The organism is Novosphingobium pokkalii (genome assembly GCF_014652855.1).
GTDB lineage: Bacteria > Pseudomonadota > Alphaproteobacteria > Sphingomonadales > Sphingomonadaceae > Novosphingobium > Novosphingobium pokkalii.
The window spans coordinates 80,254-101,695 of the sequence record NZ_BMZP01000010.1; the positions used below are offsets into that span (position 1 = coordinate 80,254).

Here is a 21,442-nt window from a genome sequence, read left to right on the forward strand (position 1 = left end):
CCTGACCCTGCATCCCCCGGCGGAAGCCATTGCAGCGCTGCTCGACGGCAGCCATGCCGATCCTTTCTCGTTGCTGGGGGTGCATCCCGGCCCCTCTGGCGCTTATGCTCGCGCCGTCCTGCCCGGGGCCGAACGTGTCGAAGCCTTTGCCCTGGACGGTACTTCGCTGGGGGTGCTGGAAAGGGTCGATCCGCGTGGCCTGTTCGAAGGACCGGTGGCGGGCGAACGCCAGCCGGTGCGGTATCGCTGCCACGCCGGCCACTATGCCTGGGACGTGACCGACCCCTATTCGTTCGGGCCGGTGTTGGGGCCGATCGACGATTTCCTGATCGGCGAAGGCACCCATCACCGCCTGTTCGACAAGCTGGGCGCCCATGTGATCGACCACGAAGGCGCGCGCGGCGTGCATTTCGCGGTCTGGGCGCCCAATGCCCGGCTGGTGAGCGTGGTGGGCGATTTCAACGATTGGGACGGCACGCGCCACCCGATGCGCCGCCGCACCGATACCGGCATCTGGGAACTGTTCCTGCCCGACATTGCCGGCGGCCGCCCCTACAAGTATCGCATCGTCGGACCCGATGGCACGGTACAGCCCTACAAGGCCGATCCCTTTGCCTTTGCTGCCGAACTGCGCCCGCACACCGCCTCGGTCACGCTCGACGCCGCGCCGCACGAATGGGGCGACGCGGCGCACCGCGCGTTCTGGGCCAAGGCCGACCCGCGCCGCCTGCCGATCTCGATCTATGAAGTGCATCCCGGATCGTGGCGCAAGCCGGGCGATGGGCGCGAGTTCTATAGCTGGGATGAGCTTGCCGACCGCCTGATTCCCTATGCGGTGGACCTGGGCTTTACCCATGTCGAATTCCTGCCGGTGTCGGAACATCCCTATGATCCGAGCTGGGGCTACCAGACGACCGGTCTCTATGCGCCCTCGGCGCGGTTTGGCGATCCGATGGGCTTTGCCCGCTTTATCGATGGCGCGCACCAGGCGGGGCTGGGCGTGCTGATCGACTGGGTGCCGGCGCATTTCCCCACCGATGCCCACGGCCTTTCGCGGTTCGACGGCACCGCGCTTTATGAGCACGAAGACCCGCGCCAGGGGTTCCACCCGGACTGGAACACGGCGATCTACAACTTTGGCCGGCGCGAAGTGCGCGATTTCCTGGTCAACAACGCGCTGTTCTGGGCCGAGCGCTATCACGTCGACGGGCTGCGCGTGGATGCGGTCGCCTCGATGCTGTACCGTGACTATTCGCGCAAGAGCGGGGAATGGATTCCCAATGCCCAGGGCGGGCGCGAAAACTGGGAAGCGGTCGATTTCCTGCGGGCGATGAACCAGGCGGTCTATGGCACCTGCCCCGGCGTGATTACCGTGGCCGAAGAGTCGACGAGTTGGCCCGGCGTGACCCAGCCCGCGCTCGACGAGGGCGAGCGGCCGTCCAGCCTGGGCTTCGGCTTCAAGTGGAACATGGGGTTCATGAACGACACCCTGCGCTACATGGGCCGCGACCCGGTGCATCGGCGCTATCACCACGACGAAATCACGTTCGGCCTGGTCTATGCCTTCAGCGAGAACTTCGTGCTGCCGATCAGCCATGACGAAGTGGTGCATGGCAAAGGCAGCCTGCTGAACAAGATGGCTGGCGACGACTGGCAGAAGTTTGCCTCGCTGCGTGCCTATTATGGGCTGATGTGGGGCTATCCGGGCAAGAAGCTGCTGTTCATGGGCCAGGAATTTGCCCAGCGCCGCGAATGGAGCGAGGCGCGCGAGCTGGACTGGGACTTGCTGCAACACGCGCCCCATGCCGGGATGCTGGGCTGGGTGCGCGATCTCAACCGCGCCTATGCCGCCCTGCCCGCGCTGCACGCCCGCGATTGCGAAGGCGAAGGGTTCGAATGGCTGGTGGTGGACGACGCGCTGGCCAGCGTCTTTGCCTGGGTGCGCCGCGCGCCCGGCGCCGCGCCGGTGCTGGTGGTGTGCAACATGACCCCGGCCTGCCACGATCACTATCGCCTGCCGGTGCCGCAGGACGGGGTGTGGCGCGAAGTGCTCAATTCCGATGCCGCGATCTATGGCGGCAGTGGCCAGGGCAATGCCGGCAAGATCGTGGCGCAGGACGGGGCGGCCTTTGCCATCCTGCCGCCGCTGTCCGCCATGATGTTTGAACTGCAAACCGATACCGAGTGAACGGGCAGGAGGAACGATGCGCAAGTCCTACAGTCAACCGCTGGCCCGCGATGCCATGGCCTATGTCCTTGCCGGCGGGCGTGGCAGCCGATTGAAGGAGCTGACCGACAACCGCGCCAAGCCGGCGGTCTATTTCGGCGGGGTCAGCCGGATCATCGACTTCGCGCTGTCGAACGCGATCAATTCGGGCATCCGGCGCATCGGCGTGGCCACGCAATACAAGGCGCACTCGCTGATCCGGCACATGAACCGCGCGTGGAACTTCATGCGCCCCGAACGCAACGAAAGCTTCGATATCCTGCCCGCCTCGCAGCGCATTTCCGAACTGCTGTGGTATGAAGGCACGGCCGACGCGGTCTATCAGAACATCGACATCATCCAGGCCCATGCGCCCAAGCACATGGTCATCCTGGCGGGCGACCACATCTACAAGATGGACTACGAATTGATGCTGCAACAGCACGTCAATTCGGGGGCGGACGTGACCGTGGGCTGCCTGGTGGTGCCCAAGGCCGAGGCGACCGGCTTTGGCGTGATGGCGGTGGACGAGAACAGCGTGATCACCAGCTTCGTGGAAAAGCCGGCCGACCCGCCGACCATCCCCGGCGATCCCGACCATGCCCTGGCGTCGATGGGCATCTATGTGTTTGAAACACAGTTCCTGTTCGACCAGTTGCGCCGCGATGCGGCAACGCCCGGATCGAACCGCGATTTCGGCGGGGACATCATCCCCTACATCGTGCAGCACGGCAAGGCGGTGGCCCACCGCTTTACCGACAGTTGCATCCGCGCGGCCGAAGAAATTGGCGAATACTGGCGCGACGTGGGCACGCTCGACGCCTATTTCGATGCCAACCTCGATCTGACCGACACCGTGCCCGCGCTCAACATGTACGATCGCGAGTGGCCGATCTGGACCGACCAGATCATCGCCGCCCCGGCCAAGTTCGTGCACGACGAGGAAGGACGGCGCGGCATGGCGATTTCCTCGCTGATCAGCCAGGATTGCATCGTCTCGGGTGCGCTGGCCAAGCGCAGTCTGCTGTTCACCGGGGTGAAGATGGGCTCGTTCTCCCGCGTCGAGGAAGCGGTGATCCTGCCCTATTGCAACATCGGGCGCGGCGCGCGGCTGAAACGGGTGATCCTGGATTCGGGCGTGCGCATTCCCGAAGGCCTGGTGGTGGGCGAAGATCCAGAACTGGACGCACGGCGGTTTCGCCGCACCGACAACGGGGTCTGCCTCATCACCAAGGCGATGATCGACAAGCTGGTCTAGGAAAGCCCATGGCAGACAAACCTGTCGTCACCCCGGACTTGATCCGGGGTCCCGCTTCTTTCCGCTTCTTCCGCCACAGGCCGCAAGCTGGACCCCGGATCAAGTCCGGGGTGACGATGGGAAGGAGCAACGGCAGCTTGAATCCGGCTGGCATGTCGGGGAGATCGGAATGACCTTGCGTGTTCTTTCCATCGCGTCCGAAGCGGTGCCGCTGATCAAGACCGGGGGCCTGGCCGATGTGGTGGGCGCCCTGCCCGATGCCGTCGCGCCGCATGGCGTGGCAATGACCACGATCCTGCCGGGCTATCCCGCGGTGGTGAAAGCGCTGGGCAAGACCAAGGCGATCCACCAGTGGGACAGCCTGCTGGGCGAGCCGGCGCGGCTGCTATCGGGCAAGCTCAATGGGCACCCGCTGCTGGTGGTGGACAGCCCCAACCTGTTCGCGCGCGAAGGCGGGCCTTATGCCGATCTGGCTGGGCGCGACTGGGGCGACAACTGGCGCCGCTTTGCCGCCTTTGCCCGCGCGGCCGCCGATGTGGCGGGCGGCGCGGTGAAAGGCCTGGCGTTCGATCTGGCCCACGCGCACGATTGGCAGGCGGCGATGGCCCCGGCCTATCTGCGTTTTGCCCCCGTTGGCACGCCGATCCCCTCGGTGATGACCATCCACAACATGGCGTTCCAGGGCTATTACGGCTCAGACATCTTCGCCCTGCTGGAGCTGCCTTCGTGGGCCTGGGCGATCGACGGGGTGGAGTATCACGGCGGCGTCGGCTTCCTGAAAGCGGGCCTGGAAAGCGCCAGCGCGATCACCACGGTCAGCCCGACTTATGCCCGCGAGATCCGCGATCCCGCGTTCGGCATGGGGCTGGAAGGGCTGATCGCGGCCAAGGCCGATCGTGTGCACGGCATCGTCAACGGCATCGATCCGGCGGTGTGGAACCCGGAAACAGACAGCCATCTGTTGCAGACCTATTCCTGGCGCTCGCTGGCGCGGCGGCAGGCCAACAAGCGGGCGCTGGAGCGCGAGTTCCATCTGGAACAGAGCGATGGCCCGCTGTTCGTGTGCGTCACGCGGCTGACCTGGCAGAAGGGCATCGACGTGCTGCTGGAGGTGATCGATCACCTCGTTGGCCTGGGCGGGCGGCTGGCGCTGCTGGGATCGGGCGATCCGGCCATGGAGGCCGGCCTGCATGCCGCCGCCGCGCGCCATCCCGGCCGGGTGAGCCTGCGCATCGGCTATGACGAGGCGCTTTCGCACCGCATGCAGGGGGGCGGCGATGCCATCCTGGTGCCCAGCCGGTTCGAGCCGTGTGGCCTGACCCAGCTCTATGGCCTGGCCTATGGCTGCGTGCCGGTGGTGGCGCACACCGGGGGCCTGGCCGATACCGTGGTCGATGCCAACCTCGCCGCGATCCATGGCCAGGCGGCAACCGGCGTGACGTTTCACGGTGTCACCTATCCTTCTTTCGCAGATGCGATAACGCGCACCATTGCCCTTTACGGACAACGCGATGTCTGGACGCAAATGCAGCGCACGGGCATGAAGACTGACTTTTCGTGGAAGCGCAGCGGCCAGGCCTATGCTGCGCTCTATCGCCAACTTGCGGGGGCAGCATGACGATTACCACCTACCAGACCACGCCCTATGCCGGGCAGAAGCCGGGCACTTCGGGCCTGCGCAAGAAAGTGCGCGTGTTTGCGCAGCCCAATTATGCCGAGAATTTCATCCAGTCGACGTTCGACGTGGTGGAGCGCGCGCCCGGCAGCATCCTGGTGATCGGCGGCGACGGACGCTATCACAACCGCACCGTGATCCAGCAGGCGATCCGCATGGCGGCGGCCAATGGCTATGGCCAGGTGCTGGTCGGCCAGGGCGGCATCCTCTCCACCCCGGCGGCGAGCAACGTGATCCGGCGCTACAAGGCGAGCGGCGGGTTGATCCTGTCGGCCAGTCACAACCCCGGCGGGCCGGACGAGGATTTCGGCATCAAGTACAACATCGCCAATGGCGGCCCGGCCCCCGAAGGCGTGACCGAGGCGATCTATGCCCGCACCCAGACGATCGACCGCTGGCTGGCGGTGGACGCGGCGGACATCGACCTCGACACCTGCGGCAGCGTGACCGTGGGCGATTGCCAGGTTTCGGTGATCGATCCGGTGGCCGACTATGCCGATCTGATGGAAACGCTGTTCGACTTTGCCGCGATCCGCGCCGCCGTGGCCGATGGCCTGACCATGGCGTTTGACGCGATGCACGCGGTGACCGGGCCCTATGCCGTGGAAATCCTGGAAAAGCGGCTGGGCTTTGCCGCCGGCACGGTGCGCAATGGCGTGCCGCTGGAGGATTTCGGCGGGCACCATCCCGATCCCAACATGGTTCATGCCAAGGCCCTGTTCGACACCATGTTCGGCGCCGACGCGCCCGATTTTGGCGCTGCGTCGGATGGCGATGGCGATCGCAACCTGATCGTCGGCAAGGGCCGCTTCATCACCCCCTCCGACAGCCTGGCGATGCTGGCGGCCAATGCCCACGTCGCGCCCGGCTATGCGCGCGGCCTGGCCGGCATTGCCCGCTCGATGCCGACCAGCGCGGCAGCCGATCGCGTGGCGGCAGCGCTGGGCATTCCCGCGTTCGAGACGCCGACGGGCTGGAAGTTCTTCGGCAACCTGCTCGATGCCGGCAAGGCGACGATCTGCGGCGAGGAAAGCGCGGGCACCGGATCGGACCACGTGCGCGAGAAGGACGGGCTGTGGGCCGTGCTGCTGTGGCTCAACATCCTGGCCGTGCGCAAGATCAGCGTGGACGAACTGGCACGCGAGCATTGGGCGACGTATGGCCGCAACTATTACGCACGCCACGATTACGAAGGCCTGCCCACCGACCAGGCCGACGCGCTGATGGCCGGGCTGAAAGCCAGGCTCGACAGCCTGCCGGGCCAGAGCTTTGGCGCGCTGACCGTAGCCGAGGCGGACAGCTTTTCCTACCTCGATCCCGTCGATGGCAGCACCAGCGCCAACCAGGGCCTGCGCGTGTTGTTCGAGGGCGGCTCGCGCATCGTCTTCCGCCTCTCGGGCACCGGCACCGAAGGCGCCACGCTGCGGGTCTATCTCGAACGCTATGAACCGGCCGATGGCTATCTCGATCGCGAGACCAGCGAGATGCTCGCCGACCTGATCGCGGCCGCCGACGCGGTGGCGGGCATTGCCGCGCATACCGGCCGCACCGCGCCCGATGTAATCACCTGATGGCATATGGCGCGCATCCCGCCCCCGGCGGCACCGCCTGGCGGGTGCGCGCGCCTTTGGCTCAAGCGGTGTGGCTCTGCCTGTTCGCTGGCGCGGGCGAAACCCGCCACGCCATGGCCCGCGACGGTGACGACTGGACACTGACGCTACCCGGCGACCATGCCGGGGTGCGCTATGGCTATCGCGCCGCAGGCGAATGGGCGCCCGAGCGCGGGCTATGGTTCGATCCGGCCAAGCTGCTGGTCGATCCCCATGCGGTCGCGCTGGACCGGCGCTTTGCCTATGATCCCGCGCTATCGACCTTTGGCGTGGACACGGCGCCGCTGGTGCCGAAAGCAGTGGTGCCCGGCCCCCTGCCGCTGGTGCCGCCGGCCCCGCCCGTCTTCGCGCCGGGCGGCCTGATCTATGAAGTGAACGTGCGCGCCTTCACCATGCTGCACCCCGATGTGCCGCAGCATCAGCGCGGCACGGTGGCGGCGCTGGCCCATCCGGCAATGCTGGCCCATCTGCGCAAGCTGGGCGTCGACGCGGTGGAGCTAATGCCGATCGTGGCCTGGGTGGACGAGCGGCACCTGCCGCCGCTGGGCCTGCGCAACGCCTGGGGCTATAACCCGGTGGCGTTCATGGCGCTCGATCCCGGCCTGTGCCCCGGCGGCGTGGCCGAGCTGCGCGAGACCGTGGCGACCTTGCGCGCGCACGGCATCGGCACGATCCTGGACCTGGTGTTCAACCACACCGGGGAAAGCGATGCCGCCGGCCCGATCCTGAGCCTGCGCGGGCTGGACAACCAGGCCTATGCCCATGACACGCAAGGGCAACTGATCAACGACACCGGCTGTGGCAACACGCTGGACTTTGCCCAGCCCCATGTGCGCGCGATGACGCTGGATGCCCTGCGCCATTTCGTGAGCCATGCCGGCGTCGATGGCTTCCGCTTCGATCTGGCGCCGGTGCTGGCGCGCGGGCCGGGCTTTGCTGCCGATGCGCCGATCTTTGCAGAGATTGCCGCCGATCCGCTCTTGGCCGACCGCGTGCTGATTGCCGAACCATGGGATATCGGACCGGGCGGCTATCAACTGGGGCAGTTCCCGGCGCCTTGGCTGGAATGGAACGACCGCTTTCGCGACGATGCGCGCCGCTTCTGGCGTGGCGATGGCGGGCTTGGCCAACTGGCGACGCGGCTGGCGGGATCGGCGGACATGTTCGGCCCGTGCGACACCGCGCCCTGCCGCAGCGTCAATTTCCTGGCGGCGCACGATGGCTTCACCCTGGCCGATTGCGTGGCCTATGCCGTCAAGCACAACCACGCCAATGGCGAAGACAACCGCGACGGGCACGACGACAACCATTCGTGGAACAACGGCGTGGAAGGGCCGAGCGACGATCCCGCCGCGCTGGCTCGCCGCCAGGCCGCGCTGCGCGCCCTGCTCGGCACGCTGTTTGCCTCGACCGGCACGATCATGCTGACCGCCGGGGACGAATTCGGCCGCAGCCAGCAAGGCAACAACAACGCCTATGCGCAGGACAATGCGCTGACCTGGATCGACTGGGAACGTCGCGACCGCGATCTGGAGCACTTCGTGGCAGGGCTCGCCGCCGCACGCGCCACCGGCGACATGGCGCGGTTTCCGGAAGATGGGCAGTGGCTGGCACTGGACGGCGCCGCGATGGACGCGGCCCGCTGGCAAGATCCGGCGACACCCGGTGTGGCATGGCAGGCGCCGCCGGATACCCGGCCCGGCTTTCGCGTTAGCCGGAGCGAGGGGGTTTCGTTGGGCTGACAATGCGCATGTTGGCCAAGGGGCTTCGACAAGCTCAGCCCGAACGGAATTCCAGATTTGTTTTGACTCTCCGTTCGCCCTGAGCCTGTCGAAGGGCCTGTCCGCAGCTTGTCGAAGCCCCTGCGAAACCGCGCCTCACGCCCCCAGCCGACGCAGCGCGGGATCGATGAACCGGCGCGGCGCAGGGACATAGCTGGCCTGGCCATCGTCCAGCGAGAGCGGGCGCGGCAGCAGGCGGTTGAGCAGCAGGCGGCCGAACGCCCATTCGCCCAGGCTCGATTGCGCGTTGATGTGACCGGCCGAGCCGGCGTCGGCAAAGCGCGCGCCCCAGCGCTGGGCCAGGCGCCGCGTGGCGGCGAGCGTGGCATAGGGATCATCGCGGCTGCCGACGACGATCGCCGGGAATGGCAGGTCTGCCTCGGGCACAGGGGCGAAGCGGGTGAGGCGGCGGTCCTTGACGCCGTCTTCCACGTCGGGCGGCGCCACCAGCAGGGCGCCGATCACCGGCAGATCGGGCGCGTGGAGCCCGTTGGCCAGGCGTTCGTATTCCGCCCACCAGGCCACGGCAAGGCAGCCCAGGCTGTGCGCCACGAGCACGACCGGACGCCCGGCGCTTTCGTGCGCACGCTGGATGGCCAGGGCCAGCTTGTTGACCCAGGTGTTGCGGTGCGGATCGCTCCACAGACCCAGATCGACGCGATGGCAATCGGGAAGCGTCTGTTCCCAAAGGGTTTGCCAGTGATCAGGGCCAGAATTGTCAATCCCCGGAACCGTCAGGATGATCGGATCGAGGGTGCGGGCAAAGGCATGTTCATGGGCCATACAAGTTCTCCCACCAAGGAAGCCGGCCGGTCGACTCGGTTTACGTCCCGACATGAACAAGAGATAACTCAATCTTGGCGATAGACAATAAGCCGGCGACGAAGCGAAAGCGGTTTGCGCCCGGTGGCAAACGGCGGGAACCCGGTTGCATTTTGCCGACAATTGCGACAGGCCCGCAGTTGCGACCGGCCGTCTGGCCGGTTAACGGGCCGGCGGCGCAAGGGGGGCCTTGGCGCCACCACGAAAGGGATCACGAGCGTTTCCGGCATGACAGCACCTGCCACCCCTGATGCGCCGCGCAAGCGGCTGCTGGCCTCGATCCATGATGTCAGCCCGCGTTTCGAGGGCCAGGTCGATGCCCTGGCCGAGCGGCTGTCGGGCCATCTGGGCACCGGCAACTTTGCCATGCTGGTCATCCCCGATCACTGGCGCGGCGCGCCGCTCGCCGGCAATGCCGCGTTTCAGCGGCGGCTGCGCGAGTGGGCCGACATGGGCATCGAGATGTTCCTGCACGGCTGGTGCCACAAGGATGAAACGCCCGCCGACCAGGGGCTTGCCGGGTTCAAGGGCAAGCACATGACCGCTGGCGAAGGCGAATTCCTCAACCTGCCGCGCGCCGAGGCCGTGGCCCGCATGCGCGAGGGCAAGGCGCTGGTGGAAGATATCCTGGGCCGCCCGGTGGCCGGTTTCATCGCCCCGGCCTGGCTCTATGGCCCCGGCGCCCACGCGGCGATGGCCGAGGTGGGCTTTGCCCTGGCCGAAGACCACATGAAAGTGTGGCGCCCGCAAACCGGCGAAGTGCTGGCCAAGGGACCGGTCATCACCTGGGCCAGCCGCAGCAAGGCGCGCATCCGTTCCTCGCTGTGGTTTTCCGCCTTGGCGCGCCAGGCCCTGCCGCTGACCCGCACGGTGCGCGTGGCGGTGCATCCCGGCGACACCACGGTGCCCGCGCTGCTCGGCTCGATCGATGCCACGCTGGCCCGCTTTGCCAAAAGCCATGTGCCCGCCCGCTATGCCAGCCTGGCCGGCCCGGCGAGCCTGTTTTGACCGCCGTCACGCCGCGTCCCCTGCGCGTCCTGACGTTCCTGCACAGCTTCGAGCCGGGCGGGGTGGAGCGCGTTGCCCTGCGCCTGCACCGGGCCTGGCTGGCGCAAGGGGTGGACGCACGGCTGGTGCTGGGCCGCACCGACGGGGCGATGCGCCGCGAATGGCCCGGCCTCGATGCCGATGTGCTGAACAGCCATGGCCTGCCCACCGCCGCGTGGGAAACGCTGTGGATGATGCTGCGCCTTCCCGGCCGCATCCGCCACCACCGGCCCGACGTGCTGTTCTGCGCGGGCAATTCCTATACCGTGGTGGCCGTGGTCATGCGCCTGGTGCTGGGCAAGCGCTGCCCGCCGATCCTGGCCAAGATCAGCAACGACCTGACGCGGGCCGACCTGCCCGCGGTGGCCCGGCCGTTCTACCGGCTGTGGCTGCGCATCCAGGGCCGCCTGCTGCATCGCGTGGTGGGCATGGCCCAGCCGATGCGGGCGGAACTGGAAACGCTGATGGGCGTGGCCCCCGATCGCGTGGCGATCATCGACGATCCGGCGCTGGACGAAGCGCAGATCGCCCATCTCGAAGCCCTGCCCCGGCCGCCGCACGATCGCGCCGCAGGGCGCCGTTTCCTGGCGATCGGGCGGCTGGCGGCGCAGAAGAACTTCCCGCTGCTGCTGCGCGCCTTTGCCCGCATCGCGCGCGACGGCGATCGGCTGACCATCCTGGGCGAAGGCGGCGCGCGCAAGGGACTGGAAGCCCTGGCCCGCAGCCTGGGCCTGGGCGTAGGCGTGGGCGGGCGCGTGGCGCTGCCCGGCCATGTCAATCCGGTGTCCGACGCGCTGCTGGCGGCCGATGCGCTGGTCATGTCTTCCGACTATGAAGGCGTGCCGGCCGTGGTGCCCGAGGCGCTCGCTGCCGGGCTGCCGGTGGTCTCCACCGATTGCAGCGTGAGCATGGCCGATCTGCTGGGCCATGGCCGCTTCGGCCTGCTGGTGCCGGTGCGCGACGAGGCGGCGCTGGCTGGGGCGATGGACCGCATCACCGCCCTGCCCTTTGATTCGACGGCGGCCCGCGCCCAGGCGCGCCGCTTCACCGTGGAAATTGCCGCCCAGAGCTATGTCGTTGAAATGCAGCGACTGGTTCATGGCTGATCACCCGCTGCCCGGAACGGGCGGACCCGTCGCACCGGCCGTCTCGCAGAAAGCGGATGGCGCGGCGGCTTCGTTCGCGGTAACGCCGCGCCCGGGCCTGAACGAGACACAATGACGACACCTGCGATTCCCGAGACCGCTCCCCAAGCCAGCGGCCTGCGCAAATGGAGCGCCTATCTTGGCCCCGCCGTGTCGGTGGCCATCCTGTGCGCCGTGCTGTGGCAGTTGCGCCAGCTCAACTGGCTGATGGTGGTGTCGATCATCCCGCGCTCGCCGCTGATCTGGCTGGTGCTGGCCGCCAGCTATTTCGCCGGGCCGGTGGCCGACTGGGTCATTTTCCGCAAGCTCTGGGGCATTCCCATCTCGGGCCTCGCGCCGCTGCTCAAGAAGCTGGTCGGCAACGAACTTCTGCTGGGCTATGTCGGGGAAGTCTATTTCTACGACTGGGCGCGGCGCCACGTGAAGATGGAGGGGTCGCCCTTCGGCGCGGTGAAGGACGTGGCGATCCTTTCGGCGCTGGCGGGCAACATCATCACCATCCTCATGATGGGGATCACCTGGTATGTCAGCGGGCGGGTCGATTTCGGGCAGAACACCTGGCTGATCGTCTCGGCCATCGCCTTCGCCCTGGCCACCTCGCTGGTGATCACTTTCCTGCGCAAGGGTATTTTCAGCCTGTCCGGCCCGGACCTGTGGTTCGTGTTCGCGATCCACTGCCTGCGCATCGCCGCCGGGATGGGCTTTACTGCGCTGTCGTGGCACCTCATCCTGCCCGAGGTGTCGATCGGCACCTGGATCCTGTTTTCCACCATCCGCCTTCTGGTGGCCCGCCTGCCGTTCATTCCCAACAAGGATATCGCGTTTGCCGGCATCACGCCGCTGATCGTGGGCAAGGGGGTTCAGACTGATGTCATGATCGCGATGATATCGATGCTGATCGTTGCCACCCACGTGATCCTGTTCATCGGCCTGATGCTGCTGGATCTTGTGCAGAAGGAGAAGAATGCGTGAACAAGCTGGCCCGCTTGCCCCTGATGGCGCTGGCGCCTGTCGCAATCATCCCGGCCGCCTTGATGCTGGGCGCTGCCGGCCCGCTGCCGCCGTCCACGCCCGATCTGGGCAAGGCCGAAGGCCAGTGCCGCCCCGGCGAGCACGGCCCTTCATTCCTGGTCGATATCCTCGGCCTGAAAGACCACACCGGCCGGCTCAAGCTGGAAGTCTATCCGGCCAACGACGCCGATTTCCTGGCCGACGACAACGTGCTGGTCGGCGCGGGCAAGACGTTTCGCCGCGTGGAAGTGAACACCCCGGCCGAGCCGACGCCGCGCCTGTGCGTGCGCCTGCCCGGCCCCGGCCAATACACCGTCTCGGTGCTGCATGACCGCGACAACAACCGCAAGTTCAACTGGCAGCGCGACGGGATCGGCTTTTCCGGCAACCCGCGCCTGGGCTGGTCCAAGCCCAAGGCCGCCAGCGCCACCGTTTCGGCCGGAAACGGGCCGACCACGTTGCGGATCGTGATGAATTACCGTAACGGATTGATGTCGGTGGGGCCACTCAAGGGCGCATAATGAAGCTTGTCGATGTCAGCGCATTCTACGCGCCCAAGGGCGGCGGGGTGCGCACCTATGTCGATCGCAAGCTCAAGGCCGGCGCGGCCCTGGGGCACGATGTTACCGTCATTGCCCCGGGCCAGCGCGACCATGTCGAGGAACGCGGCCAGGGTGGCCGGGTGCGCTGGCTGAAAAGCCAGCTCTTCCCGCTCGATTTCAACTATCGCTGGTTTTCCGATATCCCCGCGCTCTATGCCGCGTTGGACGAGGAAAAGCCCGATTTCGTCGAGGCTTCGTCTCCCTGGCGCAGCGCCAGCGTGATTGCCGATTGGCCCGGCAAGGCCCCGCGCGCGTTGATCATGCATGCCGATCCGCTGTCGGCCTATGCCTATCGCTGGTTCGACGGGGTGGCCACGCGGCCGACGATCGACAAGGCGTTCGAGCGCTATTGGCGGCACCTGCGGCGGCTGGACGAGCGCTATGACATGATCGTCAGCGCCAGCGCCAGTCTGTCTGACCGGCTGACCGCCGGCGGCCTGAGCCGGGTGGTGACCAACCCGATGGGCGTCGATCCCGGCATCTTCTCGCCAGATTTCCGCGATCTCGCGCTGCGCAAAGGCATGCTGGAGCTGTGCGAGCTGCCCGAGGATGCGACGCTGCTGCTCGGCGTGGGCCGGTTCGCGCCGGAAAAGCGCTGGCCCATGCTGGTCGATGCCGTAACCGCCGCCGGCAGCCGCCGCCCGGTGGGCCTGGTGCTGGCCGGCCAGGGGCGCGAGCGCAAGACGATCGAGCGGCGCATCGGTGGCAACCCGCATATCCGCGTGCTGGCACCGATCACCAAGCGCCATGAACTGGCCCGCGTGATGGCCAGCGCCGATGCCCTGCTGCACGGCTGCGAGGCCGAAACGTTCTGCATGGTCGCCGCCGAGGCCCGCGCCAGCGGCTTGCCGCTGATCGCGCCAGACCAGGGTGGCGCCAGCGACCAGGCCCGCGCTTCGGGCGGGTGGATCTATGAATCCGCCAATGCCGCTGCCGCGACCGAGGCGGTGGCGCAATATTGCCTGGCACGCGAAAGCGGCCTCGACGGCCCGCGCGCCGACCTGCCCCCGCCCCGCACGATGGATGACCATTTCCGCGAGCTGTTTGCCAGCTATGAAGCGGTGCTGGCGGGGACGCGGCAGGCGGCTTGATTTTCAGATCGCTTTAGGCTCCGCACCACCCCCAACCCCCTCCTCTAAAGAGGAGGGGGCTTTTTGCCTTTGCCCCCTCCTCTTTAGAGGAGGGGGTTGGGGGGTGGTGGAAAGCCTTGCACAGCCTCAAAGAAAAAGGGCGGCAGGTTGCCCCGCCGCCCTCTTTCGCATTCAAACCCTGATGCAATCAGAAGTTGATCTGCATTTCACCGCCGAACGTGCGAGGCGGGTTGAAGTTACCATAGTCGCCGAGCGTGCTCGCGTTTGCGGCCGAACGCCGGTAGATATAGGTCGTATTGAACAGGTTGCGGCTCCAGAGCGCGAACGTGGCGGTCGTCCCGTTCACCAGCGGCACCGAGGCCAGCGAAACGCGGCCATTGACCACAAAGCTGGAGTCGGTCTTGGTGGATTCGTTCTGGAAGCTGTACTGCGGATCAGCGTAGGCCGCATCCAGATGCAGCCGCAGTTCGCTGCCGTTCGAATGAACCGGCAACACGTAGTCGATCGCCCCCGAGGCCGCGTTCTCGGGCGTATAGACCACATAGACCTGATACAGAATGTTGTTCAGGAACGGGTTCGCGGTGGCCGGTACGTGCGTGTAGGTATAAGCATAGGACGCATTGAGGGTCAGCCCTTCGACCGGCTGGACCGTCAAGTCAGCTTCCACACCACGGATGCGCGAGGTGCCCGGCGCATTGCGGGTTTCCTCGGTGTGAAGGTTGAACGTGGGGCTGGTCGGATCGGTATCGACGTTGTCGAAATCCGTCTGCGTGCCAGTGCGGTCCATCATATAGCCGGCCACATTGAGACGAACGCGATGGTCCATGAGGTCCATCTTGGCGCCGACTTCATACGCCTTCACCGCTTCAGGACCGAACGCTGCGAAAGTCTGCGAACGGCTGTTCGCACCGCCGGCGCGATAGCCGGTGGAATACTTGGCATAAGCATGGATGGTGTCGGACAGATCGACAGCGGCCACCACCAGCGGATCGAAACGGTTGACCGTGGCATTGAACGTAAAATTCGTCGCCTTGTTCTGCACGATGTAGAGCAACCCGTTGCGCTTGTCGTGCGTGTAGCGGCCGCCAAGGGTCAGGTGGAACTTGTCATTCAGCGCGTCAGGCGTGAACGTGGCCTGGCCGAACGCGGCATAGCTCTTGGCGAAAGCCTGGCTGGCGCGTTGCAGGAACTGCTGGCCGATGGCCCAGCCCTGGTTGGACGAGGTGACCGTGCCCGAAACCGTTTCGCTGTTGATGGTGTAGCCGGTGCCGTCGGCGTTCCACTTGTTGGACGAAGGCGTGGCCGCCTGTTCCTGCGCGCGTTCGCTGAAGTAGTAGGCGCCCAGCACGTAGTCCACCTGCGGCAGGCTGCCGACCAGTTGCAGTTCCTGGCTGAACTGGCGCTGGTTGAGGAACGAGAGGCTGTAGCGGCTGAAGTTCGTGTTCGGCGCATAGATCGTGCGGGCCGCGCCACCCGAGTTGTCCCACTGCTCGGTGGAGACGGTGCGCCATGCCGTGATCGAACGCAGCTGCACGTGCGGCGCCAGATCGTAATTCAGGTGCAGCGCCGTGCCTTCGGTGCGATCGATGCTGGGCTGCTGCGGCACGCCGATCGGCGCGACCTTCACGCGGTTGTCGCCGGTTGCCTTCATCAGCGGCGAGAGCGGCGCGATGCACGAAGAGCAGGCGGTGGTGGTGCCCGGCGCGGCCAGAATGTAGCTGCTGCCGCTCTGCACATACTGGCCCACCGTCTTCCCGAGCGGGTTGTAGGTGATCAGCTGGCTATAGTTGGGCGTGTTTTCGTCCTTGGCCTTGTCATAGGTGACGGTCGCCGAGAAATTGGGAGCGGGCGTCCACTTGGCCGACACGCGACCGCCGGTGCGGTCGTACTGGTTCCAGCCGGCCTGCCCCGCAAGCGGGTTCTTCACGGTTGGATCCTGGTGCTGCGTCACTGCATCGAGCTTGATCGCAATGTTGTTGAATTCCGGCAGATCGATGTGGCCTTCGGCATTATGGCTGCCGAAGTTGCCCACACCGACGGAAACGCGCCCGTCGAACTTGCCGGTGGGCTCCTTGGTCACGATGCTCACCGCGCCACCTTCGGTGTTGCGGCCGAACAGAGTGCCCTGCGGACCCTTGAGAACTTCGATGCGCTGCACATCGAACAGTGCGGCGTTGAGACCCTGCGAGCGGGCCAGATAAATGCCGTCGATATAGACGCCAACGCCCGTGTCACGCGCGGTCTGGTTCTGGTCGAACGGCACGATGCCGCGAATACCCACGGTCAGCGCCGACTGGCGGGCTTCAAAGGTGGCGACACGCAGGCTAGGCACGCCGCCGTCGGCGAGGTCGAGCAGGCTCTGGACGTGGCGATCCTTGATGACTTGATCGCTCACCACCGCGATCGCAACCGGCGTCTTCTGGAGGTTGGTTTCGCGCTTGGTGGCGGTCACCACGATTTCGGCGAGACCCTTTTCCCCGGCAGAAGCATCGCTGGCCGGCGCTTCTGCCGCGACATCGGCAGCCGGTGCGGTTTCGGCCGCGAAAGCCGGCATGGCGTTCAGCGCAAGCGCGCCCGCCCCGGCCAACAGGCCGGCACGAACAGTGTTCTTCAACATCGGATTTCCCTCACTGGTGAGGCCTAGAAAGCCCCTTCGCGCCTCCCCCTAAGTGCCGATGGCTGCACTTTTGTGACGCCGGCATGTCAGCGATTGTCACATTTGACCGAAACCTGACATTTTTCGCAGGATTTTCGGCGGATTACCGCCATTTCCGTCGCTGCGTGGCAAAGTGTGTCACGCAAAAAAAGCCCCGCCTCGGCATGCCGAAGCGGGGCGTTTGGCGGCGAATCACGCCGGGACGAGGCCCGGCGCGAGGCGCGATCAGAAGCCGGCCTTGAGCGTCACGAAGACCTGGCGCGGAGCACCGGCGAGCAGGGTCTGGGCATCGCCCGAGAAGCCGAAGCCGTTGGAACCGATCGTGGCGACATAGTCCTTGTTGAACAGGTTCGTACCGTTGACCTGGATTTCCAGCGGGGTGCGCTGGCCAACATCGATGCGATAGCCCAGCGTGGCATCGACCAGGGCGCGGCCCGGCACCGACTGGTCGTTGAGATAGGTGAAATAGCGCTTGGACATGTAGTTGACCGCAACGCGCCCAAAGAGCGTGCTGCTGTCATACGAGATTTCGCCGCGCGCCAGGTGCTTGGGCGTATCGACCACGGTCTTGCCGGCAGTCGCCTTGACGCCCGAGGTGGTCACCACGTCGTCACGATAGGTGGAGTTGTTGTAGCTGTACGATGCGAACAGGGCAAACCCGTAGGGCAGCTTGTAGTTCGCCACGGCTTCCAGGCCATAGGAGCGCACGTTGCCCACGTTCTGCACCACGTTGGCCGCGCCAACGATGCCCAGCGAAGTGGGAATGGTGAGCAGGCGATTGCGGAAGTTGACGAGATAGCCGCCGAGCACCGCGTTGAACGGCCCCTGGTTCACACGCAGGCCGCCTTCGTAGGTGTCCGACTGCTCGGGCTTGAGATTGGCCTTGATCGCGTCGAACGCCGCCTGGTTGGTGGAGAACGGGCTGGAGGTGGCGTCGGCCGTGAACGCGCGGGTCACCTGCGTGAAGCCGGCGAAAAGTTCGGTGCCACCGCCCAGCTTGTAGGTCAGGCCGGCATGGGGCTGGAACCAGTCGCGCGCCTTCAGGCTGCCGGTCGCCAGCGTGCTCTGCGCGGCGAGCTTGGAGGCCTTGTTCTCCACGTCGAAGCCCTTCCAGCCCAGGTTGAGCTTGAGCGCGCCGAGATCGACATCGTCCATGACGTAATACTGATACGTCGTGGTGTTATAGGCCATGGCCCACTGCGTGTAGAACGGGTTGCTCAGGAAGTGGTGGAAGTCGATCCCCGGCGTGGTGCGGCTGGTGAAGGCATAGAAGCGGCGGGCCTGCTGGAAATCGTTGTTTTCCAACCAGCCGCCGACAGTCAGCTTGTTCATACCGGCATCGTAGGTGAAACTGCCGAACACGCCTTCGCGCTTGATGTCGTACTCGGTGGTGCGGACCGACATCGGCACGCCGTTGGGGCTGGGAACATAAGGCGTGCCCCACAGGCCCTGGCCGCGGTTGTGGTGATAGTAGGACTTGATGTTGAACGAGATCTTGTCGCCGAGCGGGCCGCTGGCGCCGAACGCATAGACCCAGTCGCGGCGCAGGCCGGCGGCATCGTAATAGGCATCGTCCACCGACTTGATCTTGCCGGGGAACGTGGTGCCGGCGGCCGGACGGCTGGGCGGCAGGCCGGTCTGGTCCGACAGGCCATCCTTGCCGGGCAGGCCGGTGGTGTTGTTGTAATTGTCGATGTTGTTGGCAATGTCGGCCACGTTGATGGCGGTGGCATACTGGTGCGGGCCGAAGTTGTCCCAATCATAGCCCAGGCGCCCGATCATTTCGAGCGACATGTCCTGGTAATCCTGCTCGACGCGATCGGAATAGCTGTACCAGCCTTCCAGGTTGATGGCGCCGGCCGGGGCAATGAACTTCACGTTGGTCATCAGCGTGCGCTGCTGGCCATCGCCCTTCCACTTGTTGCCGTTCTGGTATTGCAGCGAGGCGAAGCCGCGCACGCCATCGGGCGTGCCCACGGCCACGCGGCCAAACCCGCGCCAGGTTTCGGCCGAACCATAGGAGCCGCTGGCATCGATCGCGACGTGGTGTTCACGCAGCAGGTCGGCCGGATCGATCGACTTGAATTCGAGCGTGCCGCCCAGGTTGCTGGTCGACTGCGTGTCGATCGCGCCCGAGCCTTGGCTGACGGCCGTGACGCCGATGTTTTCCGGGCTGATCGCGCGGCTGACATGCAGGCCGTTGTTGTTGCCATAGCTCATGTTGCCGAGCGGAATGCCGTCGAGCGTGAAGCCGAGCTGGTTCTGGTTGAAGCCACGGATGGTCACGCGGGTGGACCATTCATAGTTGCCGAAAGCGTCGGCCGACTGGAAGTTGACGCTGGGCAGCTTTTCGATGGCCTTCAAGGGGCTGGTGCCCGAAGCGAGAACGGCGAGGTCCGCCGTCTTGATTTCCTGGGTCTGGCGGGTCTGGCCGGTCCCCAGCACGACGATCTGCGGGCCGCTTTCACCGGCAGCCGCATCGGCGGCTTCGGGCGCGGGCGCTGCCGCTTCGGCAGCGAGAACGGGGTGGGCAAAGAGCACGGCGCAGCCGGCAAGCAGGGCAGAAACGCGACGCATGGCAATCCCTCATGGCTATTGCCCCCGTGCAGGATCGGGGGATGGTGCGTCGCGCCGCCTAGCCCCGCCCCGTTTCAGATTGATGCCGTTTTGGTGACAGTTTGACGGCAAACCCTGCCTGCGTATGTCATCGATCCGTCATGAGGATGGTGCGTCGCCGCTCCGCCGGGCCGCATCGCGCGCGCAATCCTTGGCCATAAGCCGCTCCAGCAGCCAAGTCCGCGCCGGGCCGGCGGGGCTGTCGCGCCGCCACTGGGCGTGGATCGGATAGACGATCTCTGCCCCTTCGGGCATGGCGAGATGCACCAGCCGCCCGCTGCCCAGATCATCGGCGACGACATGGCGCGGCATGTTGCCCCAGCCGATGCCCTGGCGCAGCAAGGCGTGCTTGGCGCCCAGATCGCCCAGCCGCCAGGTGCGCGCGGCGAGGACCGAGAAATCGCGCCCCTGGGTCAGTGCCGAGCGATCGGTCAGCACCAGTTGCAGGTATTGCCGCCCGGTGCCCGGCGGAACCGGCGCCATGCGGGCCAGCGGGTGGCCGGGCGCAGCCACCGGGACCAATTCCACCGTGCCGATGGCCATGCGATCAAGCGCGGGATCATCCACCAGCACCGCCCCGGTGATCGCCAGGTCGGCCTGGCCATCGAGCAGTTGGCCGGCCACCGCGCCCAGGGCTTCCACGTGCAGGCGCAAGTCCACGGTGGGAAAGGCCATCAGGAAATCCTGGAGCAGCCGGGCCAGCGTCTCTGTGGGAAACATCACGTCCACCGCCAGGGTGAGTTCGGCCTCCAGCCCCTGGTTGTGGCCACGCACCCGCGCCATCAGCGCATCGACATCGTCTGCCACCGCCCGCGCGCTGGCCAGCACGGCGCGGCCCGCCTCGGTCAGTTGCGGCTTGCGCGAACCCTCGCGATCAAACAGCGCCACGCCAAGCTGCGCCTCCAGGTTGGAGATGCCATAGCTGACCACCGAGATCGCCCGCCCCAGCCGCCGCGCGGCGCCGTTGAACGTGCCTTCGTCAACCACCGCCAGAAAGATGCGGATCTGGTCGATGCTGGGCTGTCCCACGTCCATGCGGCGTTACTCCATTCAACAGAACTGAACATTCTTATCAGAAATATTGGGATTTTCGAAAAGCACAAAAGCCGCCAGACAGCGTTCCAGCGTTTTCCCCAACGAGGATTCGATCCCATGACCACCCGTACTGCCGATCCCCGCGTGCTGCCCCTGATCGTGGACCGCTGGTCGCCGCGTTCGTTCGATGGCAACGCCGTGCCGGCGCAGGATCTGGCCGTGATCTTCGAAGCGGCCGGCCTGGCGCCTTCGGCGTTCAACTATCAGCCCTGGCGCTTTCTCTATGCCGTGCCGGGCGATGCCAACTGGGCCGCGTTCCTCGATATCCTGATTCCGTTCAACCAGGGCTGGGCCAAGGATGCCGGCGCGCTGGTGTTCATCGTTTCGGATGAAGCGATGCGCAAGGATGACGGCACCGCCAATCCCAACCACAGCCACAGCTTCGATGCCGGCGCCGCCTGGGCCCTGCTCGCGCTCCAGGCAACCGCGCTGGGCTATCACACCCATGGCATGACCGGCATCGATTTCGACAAGGCGCGCAGCGTGCTGGGCGTGCCCGAAGGCTGGCGCGTGGAAGCGGCGGTGGCCATCGGCCGCCAGGACAGCGCGGAAAAGCTGCCCGACTTTCTCAAGGAACGCGAAGCCCCCAGCGGCCGCAAGCCGGTGGCCGAAGTGGCCGCCGCCGGCACCTTTGCCGATCTTCCGGCCTGACTCGTATTCTGACGCATAGGGGGCAGCCTCGCGCCGGGGCTGCCCTTCGCGCTGCAATATATCATAGGCTAAAGGCGGGAGCGAAACGGTTCCCGGCCAATCAACGGCCAGTGGGATGTGAGGCACGACTCGTCGCATCTCATCTTCCCCAGCCTTGGCAGCGGCGGGAACCGACG

At 66.2% G+C, this 21,442-nt stretch carries 15 protein-coding genes; 11 read left to right on the forward strand and 4 right to left on the reverse strand.

Going from position 1 to position 21,442, the window contains the following annotated elements; genetic code table 11:
• The first annotated feature begins 7 nt into the window (after positions 1-7).
• From glgB to glgX, 5 genes are all read left to right on the forward strand, one after another.
• A complete protein-coding gene (gene glgB, locus IE191_RS12190; protein ID WP_191324693.1) occupies positions 8-2,188 on the forward strand; it encodes a 1,4-alpha-glucan branching protein GlgB in 2,181 nt (726 codons plus the stop codon).
• Between the two features lie 16 nt (positions 2,189-2,204).
• On the forward strand, positions 2,205-3,464 hold the full coding sequence (gene glgC, locus IE191_RS12195) for a glucose-1-phosphate adenylyltransferase (RefSeq protein ID WP_191324641.1): 1,260 nt from the start codon (positions 2,205-2,207) through the stop codon (positions 3,462-3,464).
• 169 nt (positions 3,465-3,633) lie between these two features.
• Positions 3,634-5,082 (forward strand): glycogen synthase GlgA, encoded by a 1,449-nt coding sequence (gene glgA / locus IE191_RS12200; RefSeq protein ID WP_191324642.1) that lies wholly within the window; start codon positions 3,634-3,636, stop codon positions 5,080-5,082.
• Positions 5,079-6,710 carry an alpha-D-glucose phosphate-specific phosphoglucomutase gene (locus IE191_RS12205; protein ID WP_191324643.1) on the forward strand — a complete coding sequence of 544 codons (1,632 nt, stop codon included), beginning with the start codon at positions 5,079-5,081 and terminating at the stop codon, positions 6,708-6,710. The genes glgA and IE191_RS12205 overlap by 4 nt, the downstream gene beginning before the upstream one ends.
• Positions 6,710-8,491, forward strand: a complete 1,782-nt coding sequence (glgX, locus tag IE191_RS12210) for a glycogen debranching protein GlgX (RefSeq protein ID WP_191324644.1) — start codon at positions 6,710-6,712, stop codon at positions 8,489-8,491. The genes IE191_RS12205 and glgX overlap by 1 nt, the downstream gene beginning before the upstream one ends.
• Before the next feature lie 135 nt (positions 8,492-8,626).
• Here the strand turns inward: glgX and IE191_RS12215 are convergent, their stop codons facing one another.
• A complete protein-coding gene (locus IE191_RS12215) occupies positions 8,627-9,313 on the reverse strand; it encodes an RBBP9/YdeN family alpha/beta hydrolase (protein ID WP_191324645.1) in 687 nt (228 codons plus the stop codon).
• A 267-nt stretch (positions 9,314-9,580) separates the two neighbouring features.
• Between IE191_RS12215 and IE191_RS12220 the strand changes: the two genes are divergently transcribed.
• The 5 genes from IE191_RS12220 (at position 9,581) to IE191_RS12240 (ending at position 14,248) form a co-directional block, all read left to right on the forward strand.
• Positions 9,581-10,360 carry a DUF2334 domain-containing protein gene (locus tag IE191_RS12220; protein ID WP_191324646.1) on the forward strand — a complete coding sequence of 260 codons (780 nt, stop codon included), beginning with the start codon at positions 9,581-9,583 and terminating at the stop codon, positions 10,358-10,360.
• A complete protein-coding gene (locus tag IE191_RS12225) occupies positions 10,357-11,505 on the forward strand; it encodes a glycosyltransferase (protein WP_191324647.1) in 1,149 nt (382 codons plus the stop codon). Before IE191_RS12220 ends, IE191_RS12225 begins: the two co-directional genes overlap by 4 nt.
• Before the next feature lie 111 nt (positions 11,506-11,616).
• Positions 11,617-12,516, forward strand: a complete 900-nt coding sequence (locus IE191_RS12230) for a hypothetical protein (RefSeq protein ID WP_191324648.1) — start codon at positions 11,617-11,619, stop codon at positions 12,514-12,516.
• Positions 12,517-12,578: 62 nt separating this feature from the next.
• Positions 12,579-13,076 carry a DUF2141 domain-containing protein gene (locus IE191_RS12235; RefSeq protein WP_229815321.1) on the forward strand — a complete coding sequence of 166 codons (498 nt, stop codon included), beginning with the start codon at positions 12,579-12,581 and terminating at the stop codon, positions 13,074-13,076.
• Entirely contained in the window at positions 13,076-14,248 is a 1,173-nt protein-coding gene (locus IE191_RS12240; RefSeq protein WP_191324649.1) for a glycosyltransferase, read from the forward strand. The genes IE191_RS12235 and IE191_RS12240 overlap by 1 nt, the downstream gene beginning before the upstream one ends.
• Positions 14,249-14,435: 187 nt before the next feature.
• Here IE191_RS12240 and IE191_RS12245 read toward each other — a convergent pair whose 3' ends face one another.
• The 3 genes from IE191_RS12245 to IE191_RS12255 form a co-directional block, all read right to left on the reverse strand.
• Complete coding sequence (locus IE191_RS12245) at positions 14,436-16,865, reverse strand: TonB-dependent receptor (RefSeq protein ID WP_191324650.1); 2,430 nt, start codon at positions 16,863-16,865, stop codon at positions 14,436-14,438.
• 264 nt (positions 16,866-17,129) lie between these two features.
• The gene (locus IE191_RS12250) at positions 17,130-19,481 is read right to left on the reverse strand and encodes a TonB-dependent receptor (RefSeq protein ID WP_191324651.1); all 2,352 of its coding nucleotides are present in this window, start codon (positions 19,479-19,481) and stop codon (positions 17,130-17,132) included.
• Positions 19,482-19,619: 138 nt separating this feature from the next.
• Positions 19,620-20,555 (reverse strand): LysR family transcriptional regulator, encoded by a 936-nt coding sequence (locus tag IE191_RS12255; protein ID WP_191324652.1) that lies wholly within the window; start codon positions 20,553-20,555, stop codon positions 19,620-19,622.
• A gap of 117 nt (positions 20,556-20,672) precedes the next feature.
• Between IE191_RS12255 and IE191_RS12260 the strand changes: the two genes are divergently transcribed.
• On the forward strand, positions 20,673-21,266 hold the full coding sequence (locus IE191_RS12260) for a nitroreductase family protein (RefSeq protein WP_191324653.1): 594 nt from the start codon (positions 20,673-20,675) through the stop codon (positions 21,264-21,266).
• Positions 21,267-21,442: the final 176 nt, after the last annotated feature.